Annotated in this window: 21 protein-coding genes and 5 pseudogenes; 15 read left to right on the top strand and 11 right to left on the bottom strand. The window is 66.5% G+C overall.

The features are described 5' to 3' along the window. Positions 1-40 precede the first annotated feature (40 nt). A complete protein-coding gene (locus tag CG747_RS42500) occupies positions 41-973 on the top strand; it encodes a LysR family transcriptional regulator (protein WP_100607250.1) in 933 nt (310 codons plus the stop codon). Positions 974-1,146: 173 nt separating this feature from the next. Here the strand turns inward: CG747_RS42500 and CG747_RS48585 are convergent. Next, positions 1,147-1,305, bottom strand: a pseudogene (locus CG747_RS48585) (IS5/IS1182 family transposase); the annotation flags it as partial. Between CG747_RS48585 and CG747_RS48580 the strand changes: the two are divergent. Then, positions 1,300-1,428 (top strand): annotated as a pseudogene (locus tag CG747_RS48580) (IS5/IS1182 family transposase); the annotation flags it as partial. The pseudogenes CG747_RS48585 and CG747_RS48580 sit on opposite strands and share 6 nt — an antisense overlap. A 107-nt stretch (positions 1,429-1,535) precedes the next feature. Here the strand turns inward: CG747_RS48580 and CG747_RS42490 are convergent. Then, the gene (locus tag CG747_RS42490; RefSeq protein ID WP_180985963.1) at positions 1,536-1,997 is read right to left on the bottom strand and encodes a MarR family winged helix-turn-helix transcriptional regulator; all 462 of its coding nucleotides are present in this window, start codon (positions 1,995-1,997) and stop codon (positions 1,536-1,538) included. Between the two features lie 234 nt (positions 1,998-2,231). After that, entirely contained in the window at positions 2,232-2,534 is a 303-nt protein-coding gene (locus CG747_RS50345; protein ID WP_257981106.1) for a helix-turn-helix domain-containing protein, read from the bottom strand. A 92-nt stretch (positions 2,535-2,626) separates the two neighbouring features. Here CG747_RS50345 and CG747_RS48965 point away from each other — a divergent pair, with 92 nt between their 5' ends. From CG747_RS48965 to CG747_RS50340, 3 genes are all read left to right on the top strand, one after another. After that, positions 2,627-3,355, top strand: a complete 729-nt coding sequence (locus tag CG747_RS48965; protein WP_219621634.1) for a hypothetical protein — start codon at positions 2,627-2,629, stop codon at positions 3,353-3,355. 198 nt (positions 3,356-3,553) lie between these two features. Beyond that, positions 3,554-4,231 carry a transposase family protein gene (locus CG747_RS42475; protein ID WP_257981105.1) on the top strand — a complete coding sequence of 226 codons (678 nt, stop codon included), beginning with the start codon at positions 3,554-3,556 and terminating at the stop codon, positions 4,229-4,231. Between the two features lie 188 nt (positions 4,232-4,419). After that, a complete protein-coding gene (locus tag CG747_RS50340; RefSeq protein WP_257981104.1) occupies positions 4,420-4,548 on the top strand; it encodes a hypothetical protein in 129 nt (42 codons plus the stop codon). Between the two features lie 258 nt (positions 4,549-4,806). Here CG747_RS50340 and CG747_RS42465 read toward each other — a convergent pair whose 3' ends face one another. The 4 genes from CG747_RS42465 to CG747_RS42450 form a co-directional block, all read right to left on the bottom strand. Beyond that, positions 4,807-5,280, bottom strand: coding sequence for a hypothetical protein (locus tag CG747_RS42465; RefSeq protein ID WP_100607245.1), 474 nt, complete (start codon positions 5,278-5,280; stop codon positions 4,807-4,809). Between the two features lie 221 nt (positions 5,281-5,501). Beyond that, on the bottom strand, positions 5,502-6,725 hold the full coding sequence (locus CG747_RS42460) for a Dyp-type peroxidase (RefSeq protein WP_100607244.1): 1,224 nt from the start codon (positions 6,723-6,725) through the stop codon (positions 5,502-5,504). Positions 6,726-6,963: 238 nt separating this feature from the next. Further along, positions 6,964-7,932, bottom strand: a complete 969-nt coding sequence (locus tag CG747_RS42455; RefSeq protein WP_257981122.1) for a heme o synthase — start codon at positions 7,930-7,932, stop codon at positions 6,964-6,966. Positions 7,933-8,274: 342 nt separating this feature from the next. Then, the gene (locus tag CG747_RS42450) at positions 8,275-8,505 is read right to left on the bottom strand and encodes a hypothetical protein (protein ID WP_180985967.1); all 231 of its coding nucleotides are present in this window, start codon (positions 8,503-8,505) and stop codon (positions 8,275-8,277) included. Positions 8,506-8,666: 161 nt separating this feature from the next. Here CG747_RS42450 and CG747_RS50335 point away from each other — a divergent pair. Continuing rightward, a pseudogene (locus CG747_RS50335) lies at positions 8,667-8,828 on the top strand (transposase); the annotation flags it as partial. Positions 8,829-8,993: 165 nt separating this feature from the next. On the opposite strand, the gene CG747_RS42440 reads toward CG747_RS50335, so the two are convergent. Continuing rightward, complete coding sequence (locus CG747_RS42440) at positions 8,994-9,788, bottom strand: DJ-1/PfpI family protein (protein WP_219621631.1); 795 nt, start codon at positions 9,786-9,788, stop codon at positions 8,994-8,996. 548 nt (positions 9,789-10,336) lie between these two features. Here CG747_RS42440 and CG747_RS48575 point away from each other — a divergent pair. After that, positions 10,337-10,582 (top strand): hypothetical protein, encoded by a 246-nt coding sequence (locus CG747_RS48575; RefSeq protein ID WP_180985962.1) that lies wholly within the window; start codon positions 10,337-10,339, stop codon positions 10,580-10,582. Here the strand turns inward: CG747_RS48575 and CG747_RS42430 are convergent. After that, on the bottom strand, positions 10,550-11,164 hold the full coding sequence (locus CG747_RS42430; protein ID WP_100607241.1) for a plasmid pRiA4b ORF-3 family protein: 615 nt from the start codon (positions 11,162-11,164) through the stop codon (positions 10,550-10,552). The genes CG747_RS48575 and CG747_RS42430 overlap by 33 nt on opposite strands. Before the next feature lie 260 nt (positions 11,165-11,424). On the opposite strand from CG747_RS42430, the gene CG747_RS42425 reads away from it, so the two are divergent. The 8 genes and pseudogenes from CG747_RS42425 (at position 11,425) to CG747_RS50330 (ending at position 17,767) form a co-directional block, all read left to right on the top strand. Then, complete coding sequence (locus CG747_RS42425) at positions 11,425-12,441, top strand: cytochrome c oxidase assembly protein (protein WP_100607240.1); 1,017 nt, start codon at positions 11,425-11,427, stop codon at positions 12,439-12,441. 186 nt (positions 12,442-12,627) lie between these two features. Beyond that, positions 12,628-13,092, top strand: coding sequence for a DUF2269 family protein (locus CG747_RS42420; protein WP_100607239.1), 465 nt, complete (start codon positions 12,628-12,630; stop codon positions 13,090-13,092). A gap of 2 nt (positions 13,093-13,094) precedes the next feature. After that, positions 13,095-13,376 carry a DUF3817 domain-containing protein gene (locus tag CG747_RS42415; RefSeq protein WP_100607238.1) on the top strand — a complete coding sequence of 94 codons (282 nt, stop codon included), beginning with the start codon at positions 13,095-13,097 and terminating at the stop codon, positions 13,374-13,376. Positions 13,377-13,653: 277 nt separating this feature from the next. After that, positions 13,654-14,031 carry a VOC family protein gene (locus tag CG747_RS42410; protein WP_100607237.1) on the top strand — a complete coding sequence of 126 codons (378 nt, stop codon included), beginning with the start codon at positions 13,654-13,656 and terminating at the stop codon, positions 14,029-14,031. Between the two features lie 84 nt (positions 14,032-14,115). Beyond that, positions 14,116-14,991, top strand: a pseudogene (locus CG747_RS42405) (IS701 family transposase); the annotation flags it as partial. A 273-nt stretch (positions 14,992-15,264) separates the two neighbouring features. Continuing rightward, positions 15,265-16,209 (top strand): SDR family NAD(P)-dependent oxidoreductase, encoded by a 945-nt coding sequence (locus tag CG747_RS42400; protein ID WP_100607236.1) that lies wholly within the window; start codon positions 15,265-15,267, stop codon positions 16,207-16,209. Beyond that, positions 16,206-16,811 (top strand): TetR/AcrR family transcriptional regulator, encoded by a 606-nt coding sequence (locus CG747_RS42395; RefSeq protein ID WP_100607235.1) that lies wholly within the window; start codon positions 16,206-16,208, stop codon positions 16,809-16,811. The genes CG747_RS42400 and CG747_RS42395 overlap by 4 nt, the downstream gene beginning before the upstream one ends. 206 nt (positions 16,812-17,017) lie before the next feature. Beyond that, entirely contained in the window at positions 17,018-17,767 is a 750-nt protein-coding gene (locus CG747_RS50330) for a hypothetical protein (RefSeq protein ID WP_257981125.1), read from the top strand. Here the strand turns inward: CG747_RS50330 and CG747_RS50325 are convergent. After that, positions 17,758-17,952 (bottom strand): annotated as a pseudogene (locus CG747_RS50325) (transposase); the annotation flags it as partial. The gene CG747_RS50330 and the pseudogene CG747_RS50325 overlap by 10 nt on opposite strands. 447 nt (positions 17,953-18,399) lie before the next feature. Then, positions 18,400-19,287 (bottom strand): recombinase family protein, encoded by an 888-nt coding sequence (locus CG747_RS50320; protein ID WP_180985961.1) that lies wholly within the window; start codon positions 19,285-19,287, stop codon positions 18,400-18,402. Positions 19,288-19,682: the final 395 nt, after the last annotated feature.

Raw genomic sequence — 19,682 nt, 5'->3', positions numbered from 1 at the left:
TGTCGGCAGCCGATGGGATCGACGGGATGGAGGGCGAGTCATGGAAGCGCGACACCTGCGGTACGCGGTTGCTCTCGCCGAGCACGAACACTTCGGCCGGGCGGCCGGCGAGCTGGGCATCGCGCAGCCGCCGCTGTCCAAGCAGATCGCCGACCTGGAGCGCGAGGTCGGGGCCCGGCTGTTCGACCGCACACGTCAGGGGGTGTTCCCGACCGCCGCCGGTGAGGCGTTCCTCGCGCGGGCACGCCGGGCGCTCGACGAGATCGCGGCGGCCACGGTCGACGCGGGCCGGGCCGCGCGCGGCGAGACGGGGCGTCTGCGCCTCGGCTTCATCGCCTCGGCACTGCTCGACCCGCTGCCGGGCGTCCTGAGCCGGTTCGGCCGTGAACGGCCCGACGTGAGACTGGAACTGCACGAGATGGCGACCAGCCGCAGCAGCTCAGCTCTCGTCGCCGGGGAGCTGGACGTGGCCCTCACCCTCGGCCCGCCACGGGGTGCCGGAGCCGAGCACCTCGTGTCCGTCCCGATCGGACGCGACCACGTGATCGCTGTGGTAAGTACGGTGCACCCGTACGCGGGCCAACAGTCGGTAAGTGCCGACCAGTTGCGGCGACAGTCGCTGATCGTGTCGGCCGGCGAGGACGAGCCCGCTGTAGTCGCCGGACTGCGCACCCTGCTGGGCACGGACTCATCGGCTCTCGGCGGCGCGACCGTCGCGAGGGACGTGCACACGATCATCGGCCTCGCCGCCTCGGGCGTGGGCGTCGGCCTGGGGCCGTCCCGCATGAGGGCGGTCCCGCGTCCGGGAGTGCGGTTCTGTGAAGTGACCCCGCGCACGCACCTGCCCGATCTCGTCCTGTCCTTCGCGGCCCGCGATCACTCCCCGGTGCTGCGCGCCTTCCTCGACACCATCCGGAAGAACTGCCCCGACGTCGGTGCCGCACTCAACGACCGGCTCCGGCCCCACACTTGATTCGGGCCGGTCATCCCTTCGCATGCGCGTGTCCGGCCTTCCGGCACGGGTCGGCCTCGGCGTGAGGCGCGCGGCGTACACGAGCGAGTCTCCGAACGTTGCGTCGGCCCGCAGGCCCAGTACCTGTCACCGCTCGCCGCAGTCACCGAAGAGGCTGAGCGCAGACTTTACGGGGCATCCAGGCATCGGGGCTTGCGCCGGGGGCGTCCGCGAAGTCCCCGGATCGGTGCGACCGTGTCCAGCAGTGCCAGGAGTTGGGTGCTGTCGTCGCGGTTGCCGCCGGTGAGCGTGACGGCGAGAGGGGTTCCGTGACGGTCGACGATCAAGTGGTGCACCGCCGCCTCGCCCGCGCCTACGAGACCCTCACCGCCAGCTCCGAAGCCATGATCCACATCGCGTCGATCGACAACTTCGCGAGGCGCATAACGGACGAGTCGACCCTCACCTGGCGATGAGCTTGCTAGGGCATCAAGGGCAATCTGCCTACTTCAAACGCCCTCGCAGAGCACGGCCGAACAACCACTCCCAAGCAAAGGAAGCTCCCACGGACCCAGAGAAGACGTCAGCCTCGGGAAGGACGCCCGGCAACGGGGGGCGCCGCCGGAGCGGTCACTGCATCGGATGAGGCCATACGCTCGCGCCCCAACGCCTCCCCCAAACGAGTAAGCGCTGTACCTAGATCCTTCCACTCGTCCTCGGCGAACACCTCATGGTCGTAGTCCGCGATCAACTGGGTTGCCCGCTCAAGCACCTTCACACCACGGTCCGTCAGCTCTATCACCGCTGCGCGGCCCTGCCCCCCGCTCCCGACGGTGGCGACGTATCCGTCAGAGATCAGCGCGTCGATGATCGGATGCAGGCTCTGCACTTTGATCCCCGCTCGCCGCGCCAGTGCGCTGAACGATATGCCTGGATCATGTCGCAGGTGCCCCAAGAGGCCCAGGCGACGCAGGGACAGGCCGATGCCCTTCAGTGAGTCCTCTACTCGTCCTTCCAGGGAACGCCCCTGGAGGATCATGATCATCGTTGGACCCAGTGGGTATCGTGCCGAGCTGGCGTCCCCTGCGTCTGCCATTCACGTCTTCCTTCCCTGGCCATGTCGGAGCACTCCCACCGTATCGGAATAGGGCAGGTCGACCGTATGGCCTAGTCCCCTCAAGGATGCCCCGCCCACCTGGGCCCCGCGCCAGGACCTGGGCGCCGAGGGAACAGGCCCGTGGGGGACCCGCCGAGGCTACGAATGCCAGGGTTGACGGGTCTACGCCGGGGCGCCGGACGCTCCTGGGCGGAGGATCTCCGACGGGGTGCGGCCGGCGAGGGTTCGCGCCGTGCGGGTGAGGTGTGCCTGGTCGGCGAAGCCCGCGAAAGCAGCCGCGGCGGCCGCGGACTCGGCCGGTAGTTCGGTCATGGCGGTGCGCAGCATGGCCCACAGGCGTAGCCGCGGGAGCGGGATACCCACCCAGTCGCGGACGAGGGTGCGCAACCGCGGCTGGGAGAGCCCGACCTGGGCGGCGACCGCGCCGATCGTGGCGGTGGACCCGGGGCGGGTGATCTCCCGCACCGCGTGGGCGACCCTGGAATCGAGCGGGGGCCCGCTCCGGCGAGGGTCGCGAGCTCGGCACGGGCCGCGTCCAGGTCGGCGCCGGGGCCGGGATGGTCGAGGGCCGCGAGTACGCGGTGGGTCGCGGTCTCGTTCAGGCGGGTCGGGCCGGTGCCGAGCGCCAGCTCCCATGGGTCCAGGAAGAGGGCGACGTAGGCCGACGAGACGGCGCAGGTGTGTGCCAGCTGCGGCGGCACGATCACGCCGACCGCGGTGACGGTGCGGTTACCGCCGTAGCCGACCTCGACACCGCCGCCGAGCGCGAGCACGAACTTCCACGCTGGGTGCCGGTGGGGGCGTACCTGAAAGGCGCCGGACTCGGCGAACATCGTCGCCGCCGGGCCGGACGCGAAGTGGAGGCGGCGATCGTTTCGTTCAAGCGTCCACGCCCGGGTCGGCGGCACTGTCATGGCATGAATTGTATTGCGGCCGTCGCCTTGGCGGCCTTCCTGATTGTCAACGGCGTCGCGCACTTCGTGCGCCCGGACTACGTCCGCCGGTTGGTCCCTTCCTGGCTGGGTCGCGCACGACTTCTCGTCGCTGCGGGCGGGGTTGCGCTGATCACCGACAGTGTCCTCCTCCTTGCTCCGCGGAGCCGAGCGGCGGGCGGGTGGATCGCCGCGGCGATGATCTCGGTCTTCGTCGTCGCGCATCTCGATGGGCTGGCCCGGGTAGTGGCTGAGCGGCCGCGCCGTGCTCGCGGGTTGGCGAGCGCGACCGTCAAGGTGCTTCTCAACTTTGCCTACATCGGTTGGGCCGTCGCTGTTGCGACGACGGTGTGAGCCACCAAGGGCTGGCCGAACACTCGCAGAACAGCCACTCAAGTCGCCCTGCCGAACGGAGCCTTGATGTGCCGTCAGCCGGCCAGTGTCTGCCTGAGCAAGGCGCCCTTGCGTCAGCACCGCGCACTGCCGGGACTGCCGCAGCGACTGGCCACACTGGCGGATTCGCGGCACCGGCGCGGGAAGCGTCTCCCGTTCGTGAGCGTACTGCTCATCGCGTGCTCAGCCGTGCTGGCCGGAGCGCGTTCGTTCGCCGCGATCGGCCAGTGGGCCAGGAAAGCTCCGCAGGAGGCTCTCACCCGGCTCGGTGCCCGCTCCACCAGCGTGTTCGCCATCCGTGTCGCGCCGAGCACGGCGACCGTCCGGCGGATCATCAACGCCACCTGCCCCGGGGCCGCCGGGTCCGGGACGCCGCCACCCCGGGCTTGCCGACCTGCTCGGCGCCGACCCGGCCAGGTCCGACCCCCTGGCCGTGGACGGCAACTACGCTCGCGGCTCGCGCAGCGGCGACAGCCCGGCCGCCCACCTACTGGCCGCGATGACTGGTGCCGGGACGGCCGTCACCCGGCTGCGGGGCCGGACAAGGTCAACGCAATCACCTGCTTCGCCGCCCTGCACACCCGACGCGCACACGCCCACTTCCTCGTCGGGCAGAAGGACGCGCACTACGCCTTCACCGTCAAGAAGAACCAGCCGATCCTGTATGCGCAGCTCAAGAACCTGCCCTGGGACAAGGCGACGGCGAAGTTCTACCGATCCCACGGCCACGGGCAGTTGGAGACCTGGTTGGTGCAGGTCCTGACCGTCACCGCCCTCGGCATCGACTTCCGTACGCCGCGCAGGTCGCGAAGACCGTCCGGCACGGGACCCGCGTGAAGACCGGTAAAACGTACCCGCGAGATGACCTACGTGATCACCGACCTCACCAGTCGCCAGGCACCCCCCGAGCGTTTCGCGGTGATCGTGCGCTCGCAGCGGACCATCGAGAACCGGCTCCCTTCGTCCGCGACACCACCTTCGCCGAGGACGCCTCGAAGGTCCGCGCCGGCCGCGGACCCGAGAACATGGCCACCCTGCGCAGCTTCGCGATCAACCAACTCCGCACCGCCGGCCACACCAACATCGCCGCCGCACTCCGCAGGACAGCCCTCCGCCCCTATGAGCGGCCACAGGCCGTCCTCGGACTCAACTGAGCTGCGCCAATGCACGATCAACGGACTTTGCAATCGCCCTGCCGAACACCCGGCCCCAGGCTGCCTGGGCTGTCGTGACCTCCACGGCCACCGCTTCTTGAAACGTCGTCACAAACGTTCATGATCGCGGTGGCCGTACCCATACCCCCACTCGGCATCCTTACCGAAGCCGACGCCGGCTGCTTTGCGCGCCCGACGATTACAGTAACCGCCCCCTGACAGTTCGGCTGCTTGTTCGCCTCTCACCGACTTCGCGCTTCATGGCATAAGAGGTTTACCGTCAGGTTTCATGACATACCAGTAGCCGCCATTCAGGAAGGTGTCCTGTCCGCGATGTTGACCAGGTGCCTTATCGGCGGCGTATCGGTAGAGCGGCCAACCGTTATAAGTAACGACGTGACCGCCAGCGGGGTTGGGCAGCTTACCCAATAGGGTTACGTCAACGCCGTCACCAGCTGCGGTGGACGCGTTATCGGCAACCGGGAGTGGGGGCCAGACCGTCGCACAGCCGGATGTGCAGCTAACCGTCGAAGCGTTGTCCGGCTTAAAGGCATAGAGAACGTTTCCCTTGCCATCAACGAGTATGTCGCCAAGATCCTTGGAGTCCAGTACTGCTATGGCCGATGTTCGAGCACCAACTTTTTCTGAGTCGCCGGCTGTGCAGCCGACGAGTGTGGCGGCGATGCCTATAGCTATTACAACCGAGAACAAGCGACGCGTAGACGTTGACATGCCTGCAACCTTTCTGTAAATCCCATTGAGGCGAGTGACAAATATGCGGAGCAGAGGCTCGCGGCGTCGCTCAACTGACGAAGCCAGATATGCCGACGCCTAATGAGGTAAACCATTTGCGCCAAGTTCGACTACGATGCGTTCACGCGCGAGAGCTAAAGGATTCCGGCGGTACGCTCGCCTTGAGAGCGGCGACGCGATATCGAATCACCACGTCGAGATCAGCTTAGAAGCGATCGCCCATACCAGTCATGTTTCCCAGCGACGCCGGGCAGGATCGCGAACAGCGCGCTAGACGTAGCCAGCGTGAAGTGTGCGAGGGCATCAGATTTAGCCAGTCGTTGCTGTACCGGTATAAAACTAGTAGTCGGATCGGCCTGGTAGGAGACAAAAATCAGGCCGGCGTCTTCGTCGCCTGCGGCGCCACTTGCCTGTCCGATCGAGTAGGAATAGGACCGACGGAGCATATCTTCGCCGGCGCCTCGGCGGGGCGCGGCAAGACGGATATGGGCGTCGTCCGGGATGATCAGTGCCCCGGACGGATCCTTGGCGTTCAGGTCGACCGGATCGGATTCCTTTTGCGCCCCCAGTGGAGCTCCCGACAGGATGTGTCGACCTACCGTGCGGTCCCGTGTGCTCGATCCCGCACTTTCCCATTTACTCAAGAACATGCGGAATCGCCGCACGACGACGTAGCTTCCACCTGTCATCCATGAGGGTGAAACTGCGTCGACCCATACCGGCCCACCGGTGGAGGCCCGACTGACGGCGATGTTATTGGTGCCGTCGATCTGGCCCATGAGATTGCGGCCATTGCTGCTAGCAGTCGAGGCGGCAGCACCGCGGAAGCCATTCATCTGCCAGCGGGGCTGCAAGACGCGCTTCGCAGCCGCGCGAACGGCGCGTGCGGCGCCCCCAAGATATATGGCGTCGTCGGAGCAAAGTTGCACGAAGACAGCGCCATGTGAGGCTGCGACTTCGAGCTCATCGCCGGGGAATAACGGCAGGTCGACGAGTGCAGGTGGGCGCTTTATGCCAAGTTGGTCGAGAGCGGCGCCTCCGAGCCCCACGGTCATGGTGAACTTTCCTGGCGTTGAGCCGGTAGACACCAGTGATGTATCGGCAGAGGTGTCTCCCCTCATCAGAGCCGCCGCAAGACCCGTCCACGCTCGCATGACGTCCGCCAGGTCAGATTTTACTGTCGAGGTTTTGAGGTCGAAGGCGAGGAAAGTCGCGTTGGTTGGGGTCGGATCGGTGATGCCTGGCTGGTGGGCGCCGAAGAACGGGATAGTGGAGGGCGTATGGCGTGTCGGCGAGGGCGCCGCGCTGGCCGTTCCTTTGCGTGGGAGCTGCGTTCCGGCGGCAGTTCCCACTGCTGCAGCGCCCAGTGTGGCAGCGGCACTGCCGGTCAGGAACCTCCGGCGGGTGTGTTTTTGCACGTCCATTAGTCAGCTATTCCAGTTTGCGTGTAGGTGAGCGTTGCGCTTGAGGTCATGGCAGTAAGCATGATTCTTATGAGATGGAGCGAGAAGCTCGCACTCGCATTGAGACCGTGTCCGGTTCAGGTGCCGCGTATCCGCTACAGGCCATGTCGCTTATCCCGTCGACTCCACCAAGATTTCTTGCGCGCTGAATGTTAGGAGCATAGGCGCGGGAGGCCGGTGCGGCAGAGTTCCAGCTGAATCAGTATTTCACGAGTGAATCGATGGCCACTGCGGCGAACAACAATGCGAGATACGCATTCGATGCCAAAAACATCCGCATTGGTCGCGCGGCGGCTTCCGCTCGACGGGCAGCGGCTTGGAGTCGAAGAGCTTCCCATACGAACCACGCTCCACCGACTACAGCCACCATTGCATAGGTCCAACTCATTCCTGCAATAGGAATGAGGAGAATGGAGGTCGCGGCAGTCGCGACGGCATACGCAATCACTCTCTTGGCCACGTGCTCGATTCCGTGGATTGCGCCGAGCATGGGGACGCCGACACTACGGTAGTCCTCGCCGTACTTGACGGACAGAGGCCAATAATGAGCCGGGGTCCAAAAGAAAATCACTAGAAAGAGTATTATCGCCGGCCATGACACGGTCCCTGTCGCTGATGCCCAGCCGATGACTACAGGGAAGCAACCCGCGATGCCGCCCCAGACGATGTTTTGCTCAGTGCGACGCTTGAGGAGAATCGTGTACACGACGACATACCATAGAATCGCGCAGACAGACAGTACAGCGGCCAAGTAATTCACAAGGCACCAGAACCAAACCGTCGAGGAGATGGCCAGGATCCAGGCGAAGATCAATCCAGACCGCGATGTCACCTCTCCGGTCACCAAAGGGCGACCAGATGTGCGTCTCATGCGGGCATCCATGTCCCGGTCCAGGTACATGTTGAAAGCCGATGCGCTGCCTGAGCTTGCCGCTCCACCAATGAGCGTCACCACGATGAGCGACAAATTCGGCAGGCTGCCATGAGCCAAAACCATGGTCGGCGCAGTCGTGACAAGCAGGAGTTCCATAACTCGCGGCTTTGTCATAACAACGTAGGCGCGGACGCGTAGAAATCCTCTATATGCAACTGAGTCTGACGGATCGCGCGTGAGAGGGGATGCGAGTTGTTTGCTCCGCTCTTCTGAGTTTCGGTCCTTGGTGCGCACGCTGCTCTGTCGAGCGTCTCCGCTGCTCACAACGGCCTACCTTTCCGGCGTAGGGCAGCAAGCCGCACGGCAGCTCCCGCATCGACTCTCGATCTGCGCCACTTGCAGTCTAACTGTAAGTTTCGAGGCGTCTTGAACGGGGGCGATGATCCGTGCCGCCACGACCAACAGGCAGAGACTCCTCGCACAGCGCGGCTACGCGGTCCCTGAGTAACCCGGCCTGCGCGTGAGGGCGCTGCCAGACGTGTTCGCCTATACCCAGGCCAAGGGCGTCAACGTCACACCGGGAGCGGGCGCGAGACGTGTCCGCTCCGAGGGCCTCCCCTGCGACGGTCCGGGTCCTCAGGCCTCGGCCGCCGGGCGCGCTGCGGCCACGGACAGGTCGAGGGCGTCCGCCACCGTCGCGTTCCGCCTTCCGTATCGCCGCTGCCACACCGGCAGCGGCCCGGCGACGGCGAGCACCAGCACGCTCGACATCCGCCATCCCAGGGTGTCGAACGCGGTGGCCGACAGCAGGGACGCGACGACGAACAAGGCACCGGTGGCGCCCTCCACGGCCGCCTGGACACGCAACTGCTGACCACCTACCGAGCCGACCTGATCGCCGACCGGGTGAGGCTGATCAACCGGCTGCGGGACAGATGCCCTGGTGGGCATCTGTCCCGCCCTGGAGCGGGCCTTCGACTACTCCGCCGCCAAGGTCCGCTCGTCATGCTCACCGAGTGCCAGACCTCCCGGTCCTCGGGGCGGAGTTCGTCGCGATCGTCGGCGACCTGTCCGGTTGCGAGTACGCCGGCCGCCTCGCCTCGCACGCGGGCCTGGCCCCCGTACCCCGCGACTCCGGCCGCCGGCCAGGCAACTGCCACCGGCCCAAGCGCTACAACCGGCGTCTGCGGTAAGTCTTCCAGACTTTGATGGCCTGGACGGCCACCATGCCTACGGCTAGACGCCCTATCAGATGCCGCTACATCCGCCATGCAGCGGAGGAAAGCGGCGGCGGCCTCGACGTCCGGCACGACCTCGCCCAGGTGGCAGATCTGGTCACCGGTTCAGCGTCATGCTCAGCTGCTGACGATGCCGGCGGCGGGATCGGCGTTCTCGTCCGATACAGGGTGCGAACTTGTTGCTGCACGCTGTTCCAACACGTGGGACACAGCGTTTCGGAGGGCGGTGTCGGGCTCGGCCATGAACCGCGTGCGCAGTGCCACAATTTCGGGACCTGCGCTCTCAGGCGACCCGGAGTCGAACGGCGGCTCCGGGTCGTACTCCATGACGACCTGTGCAAACCTTGCGGCCTTCTCGCCCAGGGTGTGTGCGACAACGGTGAGCCCGAAATCGATTCCCGCGGTCACGCCGCCCCCGGAGAACCTGTTCCGGTCGATGCACACACGTTCCGTCGACACTTCGACGCCCAGCCGTGCCAGCTGGTCCCGGGACGCCCAGTGCGTAGCTACGCGGTAACCGTCGAGCAGTCCGGCCGCCGCAAGAACGAGCGGACCGTTGCAGACCGCGGTGATGTAGGAAGCCGTCGCACCGCGGTCTGCCAGCCAGGCGATGGTGGCCGGGTCGAGCATCGGCTTGTACACCATCCCGCCACCAGGTACGAACAGGATGTCGAGCTGCTCGGGGCAGTCATCGAAGGTGGTGGTGGGAGCGATGGTCATGCCGCCGTCATCCGAGACGACCGGGTCGAGGGTCTTGGCCACGAGATGGACCTTCATGCCCGCCAGTGCAAACGTGGTGTACGGACCAACAAGGTCGAGTGCGGTGTGTCCCTCGTAGAGAAGGATGCCCACTTCCAGTGGCTGTGCATCGCCTGTCAGGTGATCGGGCCAGTTCGTGGTTTGATCCGTCATTTTTCGGAACCTCTCGAATCAAAAGGCTTGCAGTGTTCCTGTCGTACCGAAACGCGGGAGGCGGGTACTCCACCGCGCCGTTCACCGACAGGAGTGGAGACTGCTCCATCCGCAAGTTACAGTCAACCTGAAAGTTTCGATCGAGTGAGGTGACGTGACCGTCCCGCCGCAGCCCACCAGTCCCGCCTTCCTGCTCGCAGCCCTCGGCAGGCACGTGCGCAGCGGCGTCGAACACGCGCTCAAACCGACCGGCTACACCTTGCGCCACCTCGCGACTATCGGGCATCTGCGCCGCGAACCCGGCTTGTTCTACAGCGAGTTGGGTCGCCGGGCGGGGAACACCGCGCAGAGCGCCCAGGCCACCGTCCGCCAGCTTGAGCAACGGGGGCCGTCGAGCGGCGCACCGAAGCAGGTCGCGGCCGCACCGCCGAGCTCCACGTCACCGAAGACGGCATGCGGCTGCCGGCCGCCGGCCAGGATGCGTACGCTTCGGCCGACGCGGGCCTGCAGAGCGCACTCGGCCCTGATGCCTGCCGCCCGCCGCGGTCGTGTTCGGGGCCGCACTCGCGATCATCGCCATCGTCGTCACAGCGGCCTCGCCTGAGACGGTCGGCAAGCGTCAAGGCATCGGCGATGCCCTCGTGTCACGCATCGGCGTTCCCTCCGCGGCCCGGACCGCGTTCGCTCGCACTGCCCCAGGGATGATCGGGACCTGGATGTCGGCCGGGCTGATCCTTGGCCTCGGTGCGTCGATCGGCTGGTCAGTTCTTGACCAGTACGGTGGCAAGGGCTGATAGCGCGGAGTTGACCTGGGCTGCGTCGAAGGCCGCGGGGTCGAACTGGTCGGCGGAGACCAGACCGAGCCATTCCAGGCGCTCTTCATGTTCTTCGTGCTGGGGGTCGGCGAGGATCTCGATGAGGTACTCGTAGCCCCAGATCCCACCGCTGTCTTCGGGCGGGCAGGCCCGGCGGCCGGTGAGGCAGCGGGGGTAGGCAGCACCCGGCTCGGGCTCGGTGACGTCCTCGACGAGGATGTCGTGTTCCCAGTCGTCGCCGAAGTCGTAGGTGTAGCGCAGCCGGTCGCCGGTCCTGGGCGCCACCTGGTCGAGCCGCTTGGAGGCGGCACTACGGATGCCGAGCCCAGGGTCGGAAACGCCGTAGCGGTCGTGGCCGATCTCGAAGGCCCACATGTGGTAGTCCTCCCAGCCGAAGGCTGCCTGAATGATGCCGTGCAACGCCCGCAAGGTGGTGCCCGACGGCACTTCCAGGCGGCGCCAGACGGGAGGGCGGGAGTCTCGCAAGGTGACCTTGATCTTGTGGACGGTCCGGCTCGGTGCGGTGTGTGAACTCGGCTTGGAGCGCCTGGTGTTCGCCATGGCGGCCATCCTGCCAGCCTGCCGCCTTGCGGCAACAATGTTCACCGTTCGGGGAGCCGAAAGAGTGGGGTCATGCCGGTGCAAAGCCCGTTCGCGGTGACGTGGGACGACGACCAACGTCAGGCGCTGGAATCGTGGCAGCGCCAGCGCGGTGCCCCTGGTGCCGAGTTCCCCTTTCCGGCGGGTTGGCGTAACCTACAGTCTGCCTGTAAGTGGGCGCCTGCGGATGCATCGCGGGATGACGGGAAGGAAGGTGCGGCGTGCTGCCGGAACTCGACGTTGCCCGGGGGTTCTCGTCCTGGACCCTCGACCCGGTGGCTCTGGCCGCCGTGGTCGTACTCGGCGGGCTGTACGCCGCGGGAGTGGTCCGACGGGTGAGGTCCGGGCAGCGCTGGTCGGTGACCAGGACCCTGGCTTTCGCACTGCTCGGACTCGGCATGCTCGTGGTGGCCACCATGTCGTCGCTCGCCGTCTACGACCGGGTGCTGTTCTGGCCGGCCGTGGTGCAGAACATCCTGCTCGGCCTGCTGGTCCCGCTGGGCCTTGCGCTCGGCGACCCCCTGGGCCTCGCCGACCCGGACGGCCCCGTGCAGCGGGCGGTGACCTCGCGGCCGGTGAGGATCCTGACGTTTCCGCTGGTCAGTTCGCTGTTCGTGCTTGCGTCCGAGCTGACGATCTACTTCACGCCGTACTTCCCTGCGGCGCTGCAGGGTGGCCTGGTGCTGCAGCTGATGCATGCCCAACTGCTCCTGACCGGCTGCCTGTTCATCGTGCCAATGCTCACCCGCCAGGAGATGCTCCCACGCTGGTGCACCTACCCGGTCAGGGCGGCGCTGGTCTTCTTCGACGGACTCTTCGACTCGATTCCGGGCATCGCCGTCATGACCTGCAACACCCTTGTCGCAGAGAACTGGTACCGCGCCCACCCCCGAACCTGGGGTCCCACCCTGGAGTTCGACCAGATGCTCGGCGGCGGCCTGATGCTGACGCTGGCGGAACTGGTCGCCTTCCCCTTCTTGGTCGCGGTGTTCTTCCAGTGGTGGCGCTGGGAGCGGAACAAGACCGCCGAGCTGGACGCGCGGCTCGACCACGAGCTCACCCCCGTTGCCGGATCCGGTCCGGACCCGGCCGCGCCAACCACCGAGCCGGCTGCTCTCACGCCCGCGCCGGAAGCCGCGCCGGCCTCCGTCGCAGCCGGGACCCCCGAGGCTCCGGAGCGGTTCCGCCCCTGGTGGGAGACCGACCAGGGCGAGGTGGGCCAGCGTATGCACCGATGAAAGGGCCGTTTACGGGCCGGCCAAGGAACGGAGTCATGCCGATGTAGGCGAGGAAGTAATCGCAGTGGCAGTCACAAGTCTGTCATTCGAATCGTCTTTCACATGGTGCTCGTTTTCGGGTGCCTGAGTAACAGGAATAGCAATGTTCTTCATACGTAATTCACGATCGGCGAAGCGTACTGAATCATGACCAAAATCCTTCTTTCTCTCCATGTCCTGGCTGCCATCATCGCGATCGGCCCCGTTTCCGTTGCGGCCAGCATGTTCCCGCCGGCTGCCCGCCGTGCCGGGGCAAGCGAGTCGGACACTTCCACGGCGGCTACGATCCAACTCCTCCACCGAGTCTGCCGGGTCTACGCCGGCATCGGTCTGGCTGTCCCGGTACTGGGGTTCGCCACTGCCTCGTACATGGGCATTCTCGGGAGCGCATGGCTGATCGCATCGATCATCTTGACCGCGGCGGCGGCTGGCATCCTCGTCGTCCTCGTACTACCCAACCAGGAAAAGCTCCTTGCGCGCATCACCACCAACGGCACCATCGAGCGATCACACACTGCTCAACTGGCCATGTATGCCAGCCTTTTCAACCTGCTGTGGGCAGCAGTCACCGTATTGATGGTCGTCCGTCCCGGCTCCACCACGGGAGCGTGAACATGGACCGCAACCGCACCCCTCTAAAGATTGCGGCCCTGGTCGAACTCATCTCCCTGGCAATTCTCCTGATAAATCTCGCCACGGTGCATAATGCGTCCGTTGCATCCTTGACCGGCCCAATCCACGGATGCGGGTACTTGGTTGCAATCGGCAGCGTGTTGCGCGATCCACTGAAGCGAGGTGCAATCGTCGTTCTGGCTTTTATTCCTGGTGTAGGAGCTACTCTCGCTCTGAGGCAGCTCTCCTCTGCCGAGAAGTCAACGGCGTCTGCCTGCGGCTGACCGTGCAGCAGCAGCCCTGTCTCCAGCCACTGTTGTGCTCCATAGGTCCGGGCGGCGGCTCCGGTAAGACCCGAGCGAACTGGAGACCCTCATCATGAGGGCTGTGTGAAACGGCACCTGGGCAGTGTTCGTGAGCGGAGCAGGGGAAAGTCACTACGGCGACCGGCGAGAATCAACGATTGCGTTCGATTGGGGGGCGGCTTTCTAATGCTCCAGCTGTAGATCGTGATCAGGCTCGTTTGAGGCTGGTGCGCGCGGCTGCTCTACGCTGTTCTTCATGATCGCCAAGCTGCAGTGTGTCGTGTTGGACTGTGCTGATGTCGCTGAGCTGTCCCGGTTCTACCGGTCGCTTCTCGGCGGAGTGGTGAATCAGCCGGATCCGCGGTGGTCGCTCGGCGACGGCTGGGCAACGCTCCACATCGACGGTGGGTTCGTCCTGGCCTTCCAGCGGGTGGAAGACCATCAGCCACCGCGGTGGCCGGATCCCGTTCGGCCCCAGCAGTTCCACCTCGACCTGGGGGTCAAAGACCTGGACCAAGCTCAGGGGGACGTCCTCAAGCTGGGCGCCACACTGCTCGATGAGGGTGAAGGAAAGCGGAGCTGGCGCATCTTCGCGGATCCGGCAGGACACCCGTTCTGTCTCGTCAGGGACTGACAGACAACACCACAGGGGTGCGGCCACCGTTGGCCATCGTGAGTTGTGTGGACTTACGAAGAGACGGTGGCCGCAGGTCACAGCATGGATCCCGCGCGTTGGCGGGAGGCGTTCGAGGTGGCCACGGGCCGGATTGAGGGCCGGTTCGCCCGGTACGAGCCCCGCTTGCGGGCCGGGCGGTTGGTGCTGGGCCTGCTGTCGGACCTGCCGCGGAAGAACTGCTGGACGATCGCCGAATGGGCCGGGGAGGCCGGCCCGCACGGCATGCAGCACCTGCTGTGCCGGGCTTCCTGGGACGCCGATGCCGTCCGTGATGACGTGCGCGAATACGTCGACGAGCACCTCCACGACGATGCCGCGGTGCTGGTCGTCGACGAGACCGGCGACGCGAAGAAAGGCACCGGCACCGTCGGGGTCCAGCTCCAGTACACCGGCACTGCCGGGCGGATCGTGAACTTCCCAGGTCGCCGTCTACCTCGTCTACGCCGGTGAGCGCGGGCACGCGGCGGTGGACCGGGAGCTGTACATCCCGCGCTCCTGGACAAGCGATCCGGACCGCTGCCGGGCCGCAGGGCTCGGCGAGGACACCGTCTTCGCGACCAAGCCGGAACTGGCCCGGGTGATGATCGAACGGTTTCTGGACGCCGGACACCGCGTCGGCTGGGTCACGGGCGACGAGGTCTACGGCGGCAACCCGAAACTGCGGACTGCCTTGGAGGAACGCGGCATCGGCTATGTGCTCGCGGTGGCCTGCTCGGCCGAAGTGCCCACCGCCGCAGGCACGTTCCGAGCCGATGCTCTGGCGAAGAAGGTGCCCAAGCGAGCCTGGCAGATGCTCTCAGCCGGACGCGGCGCAAAGGACAGCGGTTTTACGAATGGGCCGTCATCGACCTTGCCGAAGCGGCACCAGGCCACCACCAACTGCTGATCCGCCGCAACCGCACCACCGGTGAACTCGCCTAGTAGGGAATCGACAGCGAGGTAGTCCGTCGGGAAGCACCCAGCGCTTGTTGTCGGTCAGCCGGTCGATCGCCGCCTTGATGCTCGGGTACCAGTTCGCGGGGTCCCGCACACGCCTCGCAGCCGGGAGGTGCACGCCGCGGATGTAGATCCGTTCGAGCCTGGGAATGCGGGCCGGCGCGTCAACTGCCGTTCCGTCGCTCAAAGTTGAAGTGGGCCATGGCATGTTACGGTACTGAGTACCACTTGGAACTTGATACCAAGGAGTCTGCCATGGATAGCCGGACCATCGTGTTGACCGGCGTGACCCGCGGTTTCGGCCGCGAGTCCGCCGAGTTGCTGATCCGGGCACGGCCGCAGGACCACTACGTCGTGCTGGCTCGCCGCGGCGGCGAACGCCTCGCTGCGGAACTCGCCCAGGCCACCGGCGCTTCCGCGGTCACAGGCGTGGACTGTGACCTCGCTTCGCTCGCTGAGATCAGGCGGGCGGTGGAGGAGATTCTGCGTGGGCTCGACACCGGGTACCTGCCGCCGCTCGGCGGCTATCTCGGCAACGCCGGCCTGACGGTCACGACGACCGAGAAACGCACCACGGACGGGTACGAGATCACCTTCGGGGTCAATGTGCTGTCCCACTACCTGCTCGTCAGGGAGTTGCTGCCCCGGTTTACCGGTCCCGGCTGGATCGTGCTCACCTCGAGCGACTGCCACTTCGGACAGTTCCGCTACACGCTCGGCGCCACGCCGCCGCCGCACTGGGAGACGCCGGAACGACTGGCCACGCCTCGTACCGGTGGCGCGCGGGAGGCCGGGCGGGCGTACGCGACCAGCAAACTCGGCGTCATCTACCTGACCCACGCGCTGGCCCGCCGCCTGCCCGAGAGCGTCGCCGCCTACTCCTACAACCCGGCGCTCGTCGCGGGCACCGATTTCTTCCGCCACGCCCCGGGGCCCGTGCGGGGCGTGCTCAACGGATTCTTCCAGCTTCAGCGATTCCTCGGCCGGGGCATGACACCGCAGCAGGCGGGCGCGCGGCTCGCTGAGACGATCCTGACCGGGCTGACCGCCCGGAACGGGTCCTACCTCGATCGCGGCTGCAACGTGCCGTCGTCGCCAGAGTCGCAGGACGAGGCCCGCGAGGAGGAGCTGTGGCGCGAGGCCGCCCGCCTCGTCGACGCTGACCGCGGGGCGGGACGGGCGGATATCCTGACCGAATGAGCGCGAACAAGTTTCCGGTGGAGTCATTGCGGGACCGCAAACGCCGCCAGACCCGGGAACGGATCATCGAGACGGCCTTCGAGCTCTTCATGGAGCGAGGGTTCGATGCCGTCACCGTGGACGAGATCGCCCAGCGGGCCGAGATCGGCCGCACCACCTTCTTCCGCTACTTCGGCGACAAGCAGGAAGTCGTCTTCTCCACCGAGGACGACTTCCTGCACGCGCTCACCGCGGCCATGCGCGATGCGCCCACCGAGCCACTCCAGGATCTCGCGCAGGCACTGGCCACATCTCGGCGGCTGCTGCTCGTGATCTGCACCGAGGCCGCCCGCAACCCCGGCCACTACGCGGTTTACCACCGTCTGGTCAAGCAGCACCCCGAGCTCGAAGACCGACACACCCGCAAGACCCGGCACTACGCCGACCTCCTCGAGAAACACCTGATCGACCACGGCACCCCGCCGGCCACCGCCGTCCTCGCCGCCCAGTTGACCGTCGCCTGTTACCAGGCGGCCTGGCGCCTCGGCAGCCACGACGCGACGGCGGTGCTCCGCGAGGCGAATGACGCCTTCGATCTCTTGCTGGGCGCCACCGCCGCATAAGCGGCGGACTGGCCTTCGCCCGGCCGGGACATGCGCAACCTCGCAGCGGGCTCGACCACCAGTCCAGCACCCGGGAGTGCGCGTGCAGTTGCATCGGCGGACCGCCGGACGTGACCTGACAAGAGCCTGGCTCACACGCCCCATCGCAGTGTGTCCCCGGTGCTCCGTCGGTGCAGCGCCAGCCCCGCGGACCGCCAGGAGGACAGGTGTCCAGCAGTTCCAGCACGAGCGTGACCCTCGGAGTCGACACCCACGCCGATGTCCATGTCGCTGCCGCTCTCACCTCACCCGAAGCGCGCCATTTGCTGCGCTCCATCGTCGGCTCCCGCATCGACGAGGAGCCGGAGGCCGCGGCCAGGCTGGCCGCCCGGTGTGCGCATCTGCCGCTCGCACTTCGGATCGTTGCCGAACGGCTGGCCACGCACACCCTCCGCCGTGTCGCCGACGTCGTTGAAGAACTCGACGACGCCCTGCTGGACGCGCTGGCGGACCCAGACGACCCACAGCTGAGCATCCGGCCGATACTGGACAGCTCCTACCAGGCCCTGCCCGACGACCAGGCGGGCGCGTTCCGGCTCCTCGGCCTGTACCCCGCAGCGGAGTTCAGCGCCGCTGCGGCCGGCGCCCTGCTGAACCTCTCCACCGTCCGGGCCCGGCGCGTCCTGGACGCCCTTGTGACCGTGCACCTCCTGGAGGAGGCGGGCCCGGACCGGTATCAGCGGCACGATCTGCTGCGGGGATATGCCGCTGAGCGCGGCGCCGAGATCGACAGCGAGGAGGAACGCACCGCCGCGGTCCGCCGGTTGACCGCGTGGTTTGCACACTTGGTAGACGAGGCGTGCTGGCGGATGGCCCCGCAGCGTCCAATCGAACGGCTCGGCCCCCGCCCGCCGGCGTGGTCCCCGCCACGTTCGTCACTGCCGAGGCGGCGGAGTCCTGGGCGGTGCCGTTCGTAGACGGTCTGCCAGGGGCCGTACCGTTCGGGCAGGTCCGGCCAGGGAACACCGGTACGGGCCCTGAACAGCACTCCGTTGATCACTGTGCGGTGATCGGCCCACTGCCCGCCAGGCTTGCCATTCGCGGGCAGTAAAGCCTCGATTTTCTGCCACTGCGCGTCCGTGAGCTCATGTCGCCGCACCATACGACGCAACTGCCCAGCCGGAGCACTGATCCACCACCCCAGCAAGAGCCATCAGAAACGGTCCAGTGCCGCGTCAAGCAACGTTCTCCCTGTTCCGAGTCCTGCGCTCGCCGGCCTGACGGCCCCGCGCCGCCCGATACAGCACCCGAACGGTGCGTCAACTCACAGCAGGGCGAAACCGAACCGCCCCGGGTTCGGTGGAGACCTCGGGATCCACAGCAGCTCGGTCAGCCGGGGCACCAGCCCTCGCTGATGGCTGGCCCCGTCCCGCCGGCCGGGGGTGTAGCGGGCCCCGGCCGACCGGATTCGACTCCCGCAGGCCCTCCTCCACGAGGAAGTCGTAGAACAGACGAACCGGCACCAGACACTGCTGGATGGTGGCGTTGGCCGGCCCCGACCCCGAGTCGATCGAGACAACGTTGCTCCCTCGGCGGTGAGGTCGTGAGGTCAACACCCGTACAAGGCGGCGATATGCGCGCGGTTCGCGGCTAGCGGGTCGGCGTCCTCCCGTTCGCACATCAGCAGGTACTCGGCGAACCCGCGGGCGTAGGCAAAGGCGGTCATGGCTTCTTCGACGGCGCGGTCGGCAGACGGAGCTGAGATGGCGGTGCCTCCACATCCGTTCCGATCGGACGGTGGGCATTCGTAGTTGCGGATGATCCGGCCGGTCTTGCGTTGTGTGTAGGCGTGTCCGACCAGGCCGCGGTGGCACTTGTTGCAGCGCTGGATGGCGGAGAGGAAGTACTTGATCACCGGTGTTCGTCCGGACTCCCCGGGTGTGATGCCGGCCTTCCGGCGACGGCGTTGCAGTTCGAACTGGACCTGCGACCAGACCTTGGGAGAGACGATCGGTTCCCATGAGCCGAGCAGCGGCCGGCCTGCGTCGTTGAACAGGACGCTGGACCAACCGTCCCCGGCTGTCGCAGCCTTGGCGAGGTGGCGTCCTTCGTAGGAGACCATGCCCGCGTAACGCGGATTGCGGAGCATCTTGGCGACCATGGTGGAGGACCAGGTCTTGGCGGCCGGTGGTTCGATTCCTTCGGCGTTGAATGCCTTGGCGAGGATGTAGGCGGACTCGCCGGTCAGGAAGTCCTGGAAGATGCGGGTGACGATGTTGGCCTCTGCCGGAACGAGCTGTCCTTTGTGCTCTCCCTTCCGGACCCAGCCGTAGGCGATGCGACCTTGGACTTGGCCGTTCTGGGCGGCGGAGAGGTGCTGGCGGGCGACGCGGCGGGCGGGCCGGCTGACAGTGGACGCGCGGGACCGAGAAGCGCTGTGGGGCGGGCTGGTAGCAGGCCCCGGTTGGTCTGGGGACAGCTGAACGCGCCTGAGCATGGCGGACCGGTCCGATGCTGTGTGCGGTGCTTCTTCGGCTTCCATAGGTACTGGCTTCGGCGGGGTGCTGTGGATGTAGCAACTTGACCAGCGTCTTTGCAGCTCGGATTTGGGCGGTGCCAAGGCCGCAGCTCGGCACGAGCCCAATCATGGATCCGCAGGCCGTGAGCCCCATTGCCGCAAATACGACGCTTCCATTTCTGTCGCGGCAGGTCGAGGAACAGCGTGCCGGGTGGTGGTCATGGCGTGGACGACGTCGGCCTGTTCCAGCGCGAACCGTCAGCCACGGCCGGGAACTGGACGAGCGCGGCCTTCAGACGGGTGCCGAGCCACTGGTCGCGGTGTCCTCGTCGGGCGTTCAGGCTTGACCGCGTTTACTGACTTCAGCTCGTTGG

It is taken from the genome of Streptomyces sp. CB02959 (assembly GCF_002803155.1).
Lineage (GTDB): Bacteria > Actinomycetota > Actinomycetes > Streptomycetales > Streptomycetaceae > Streptomyces.
Note: the sequence above shows the minus strand (reverse complement) of the source record. Positions and strands in the feature narration are given on the sequence as shown.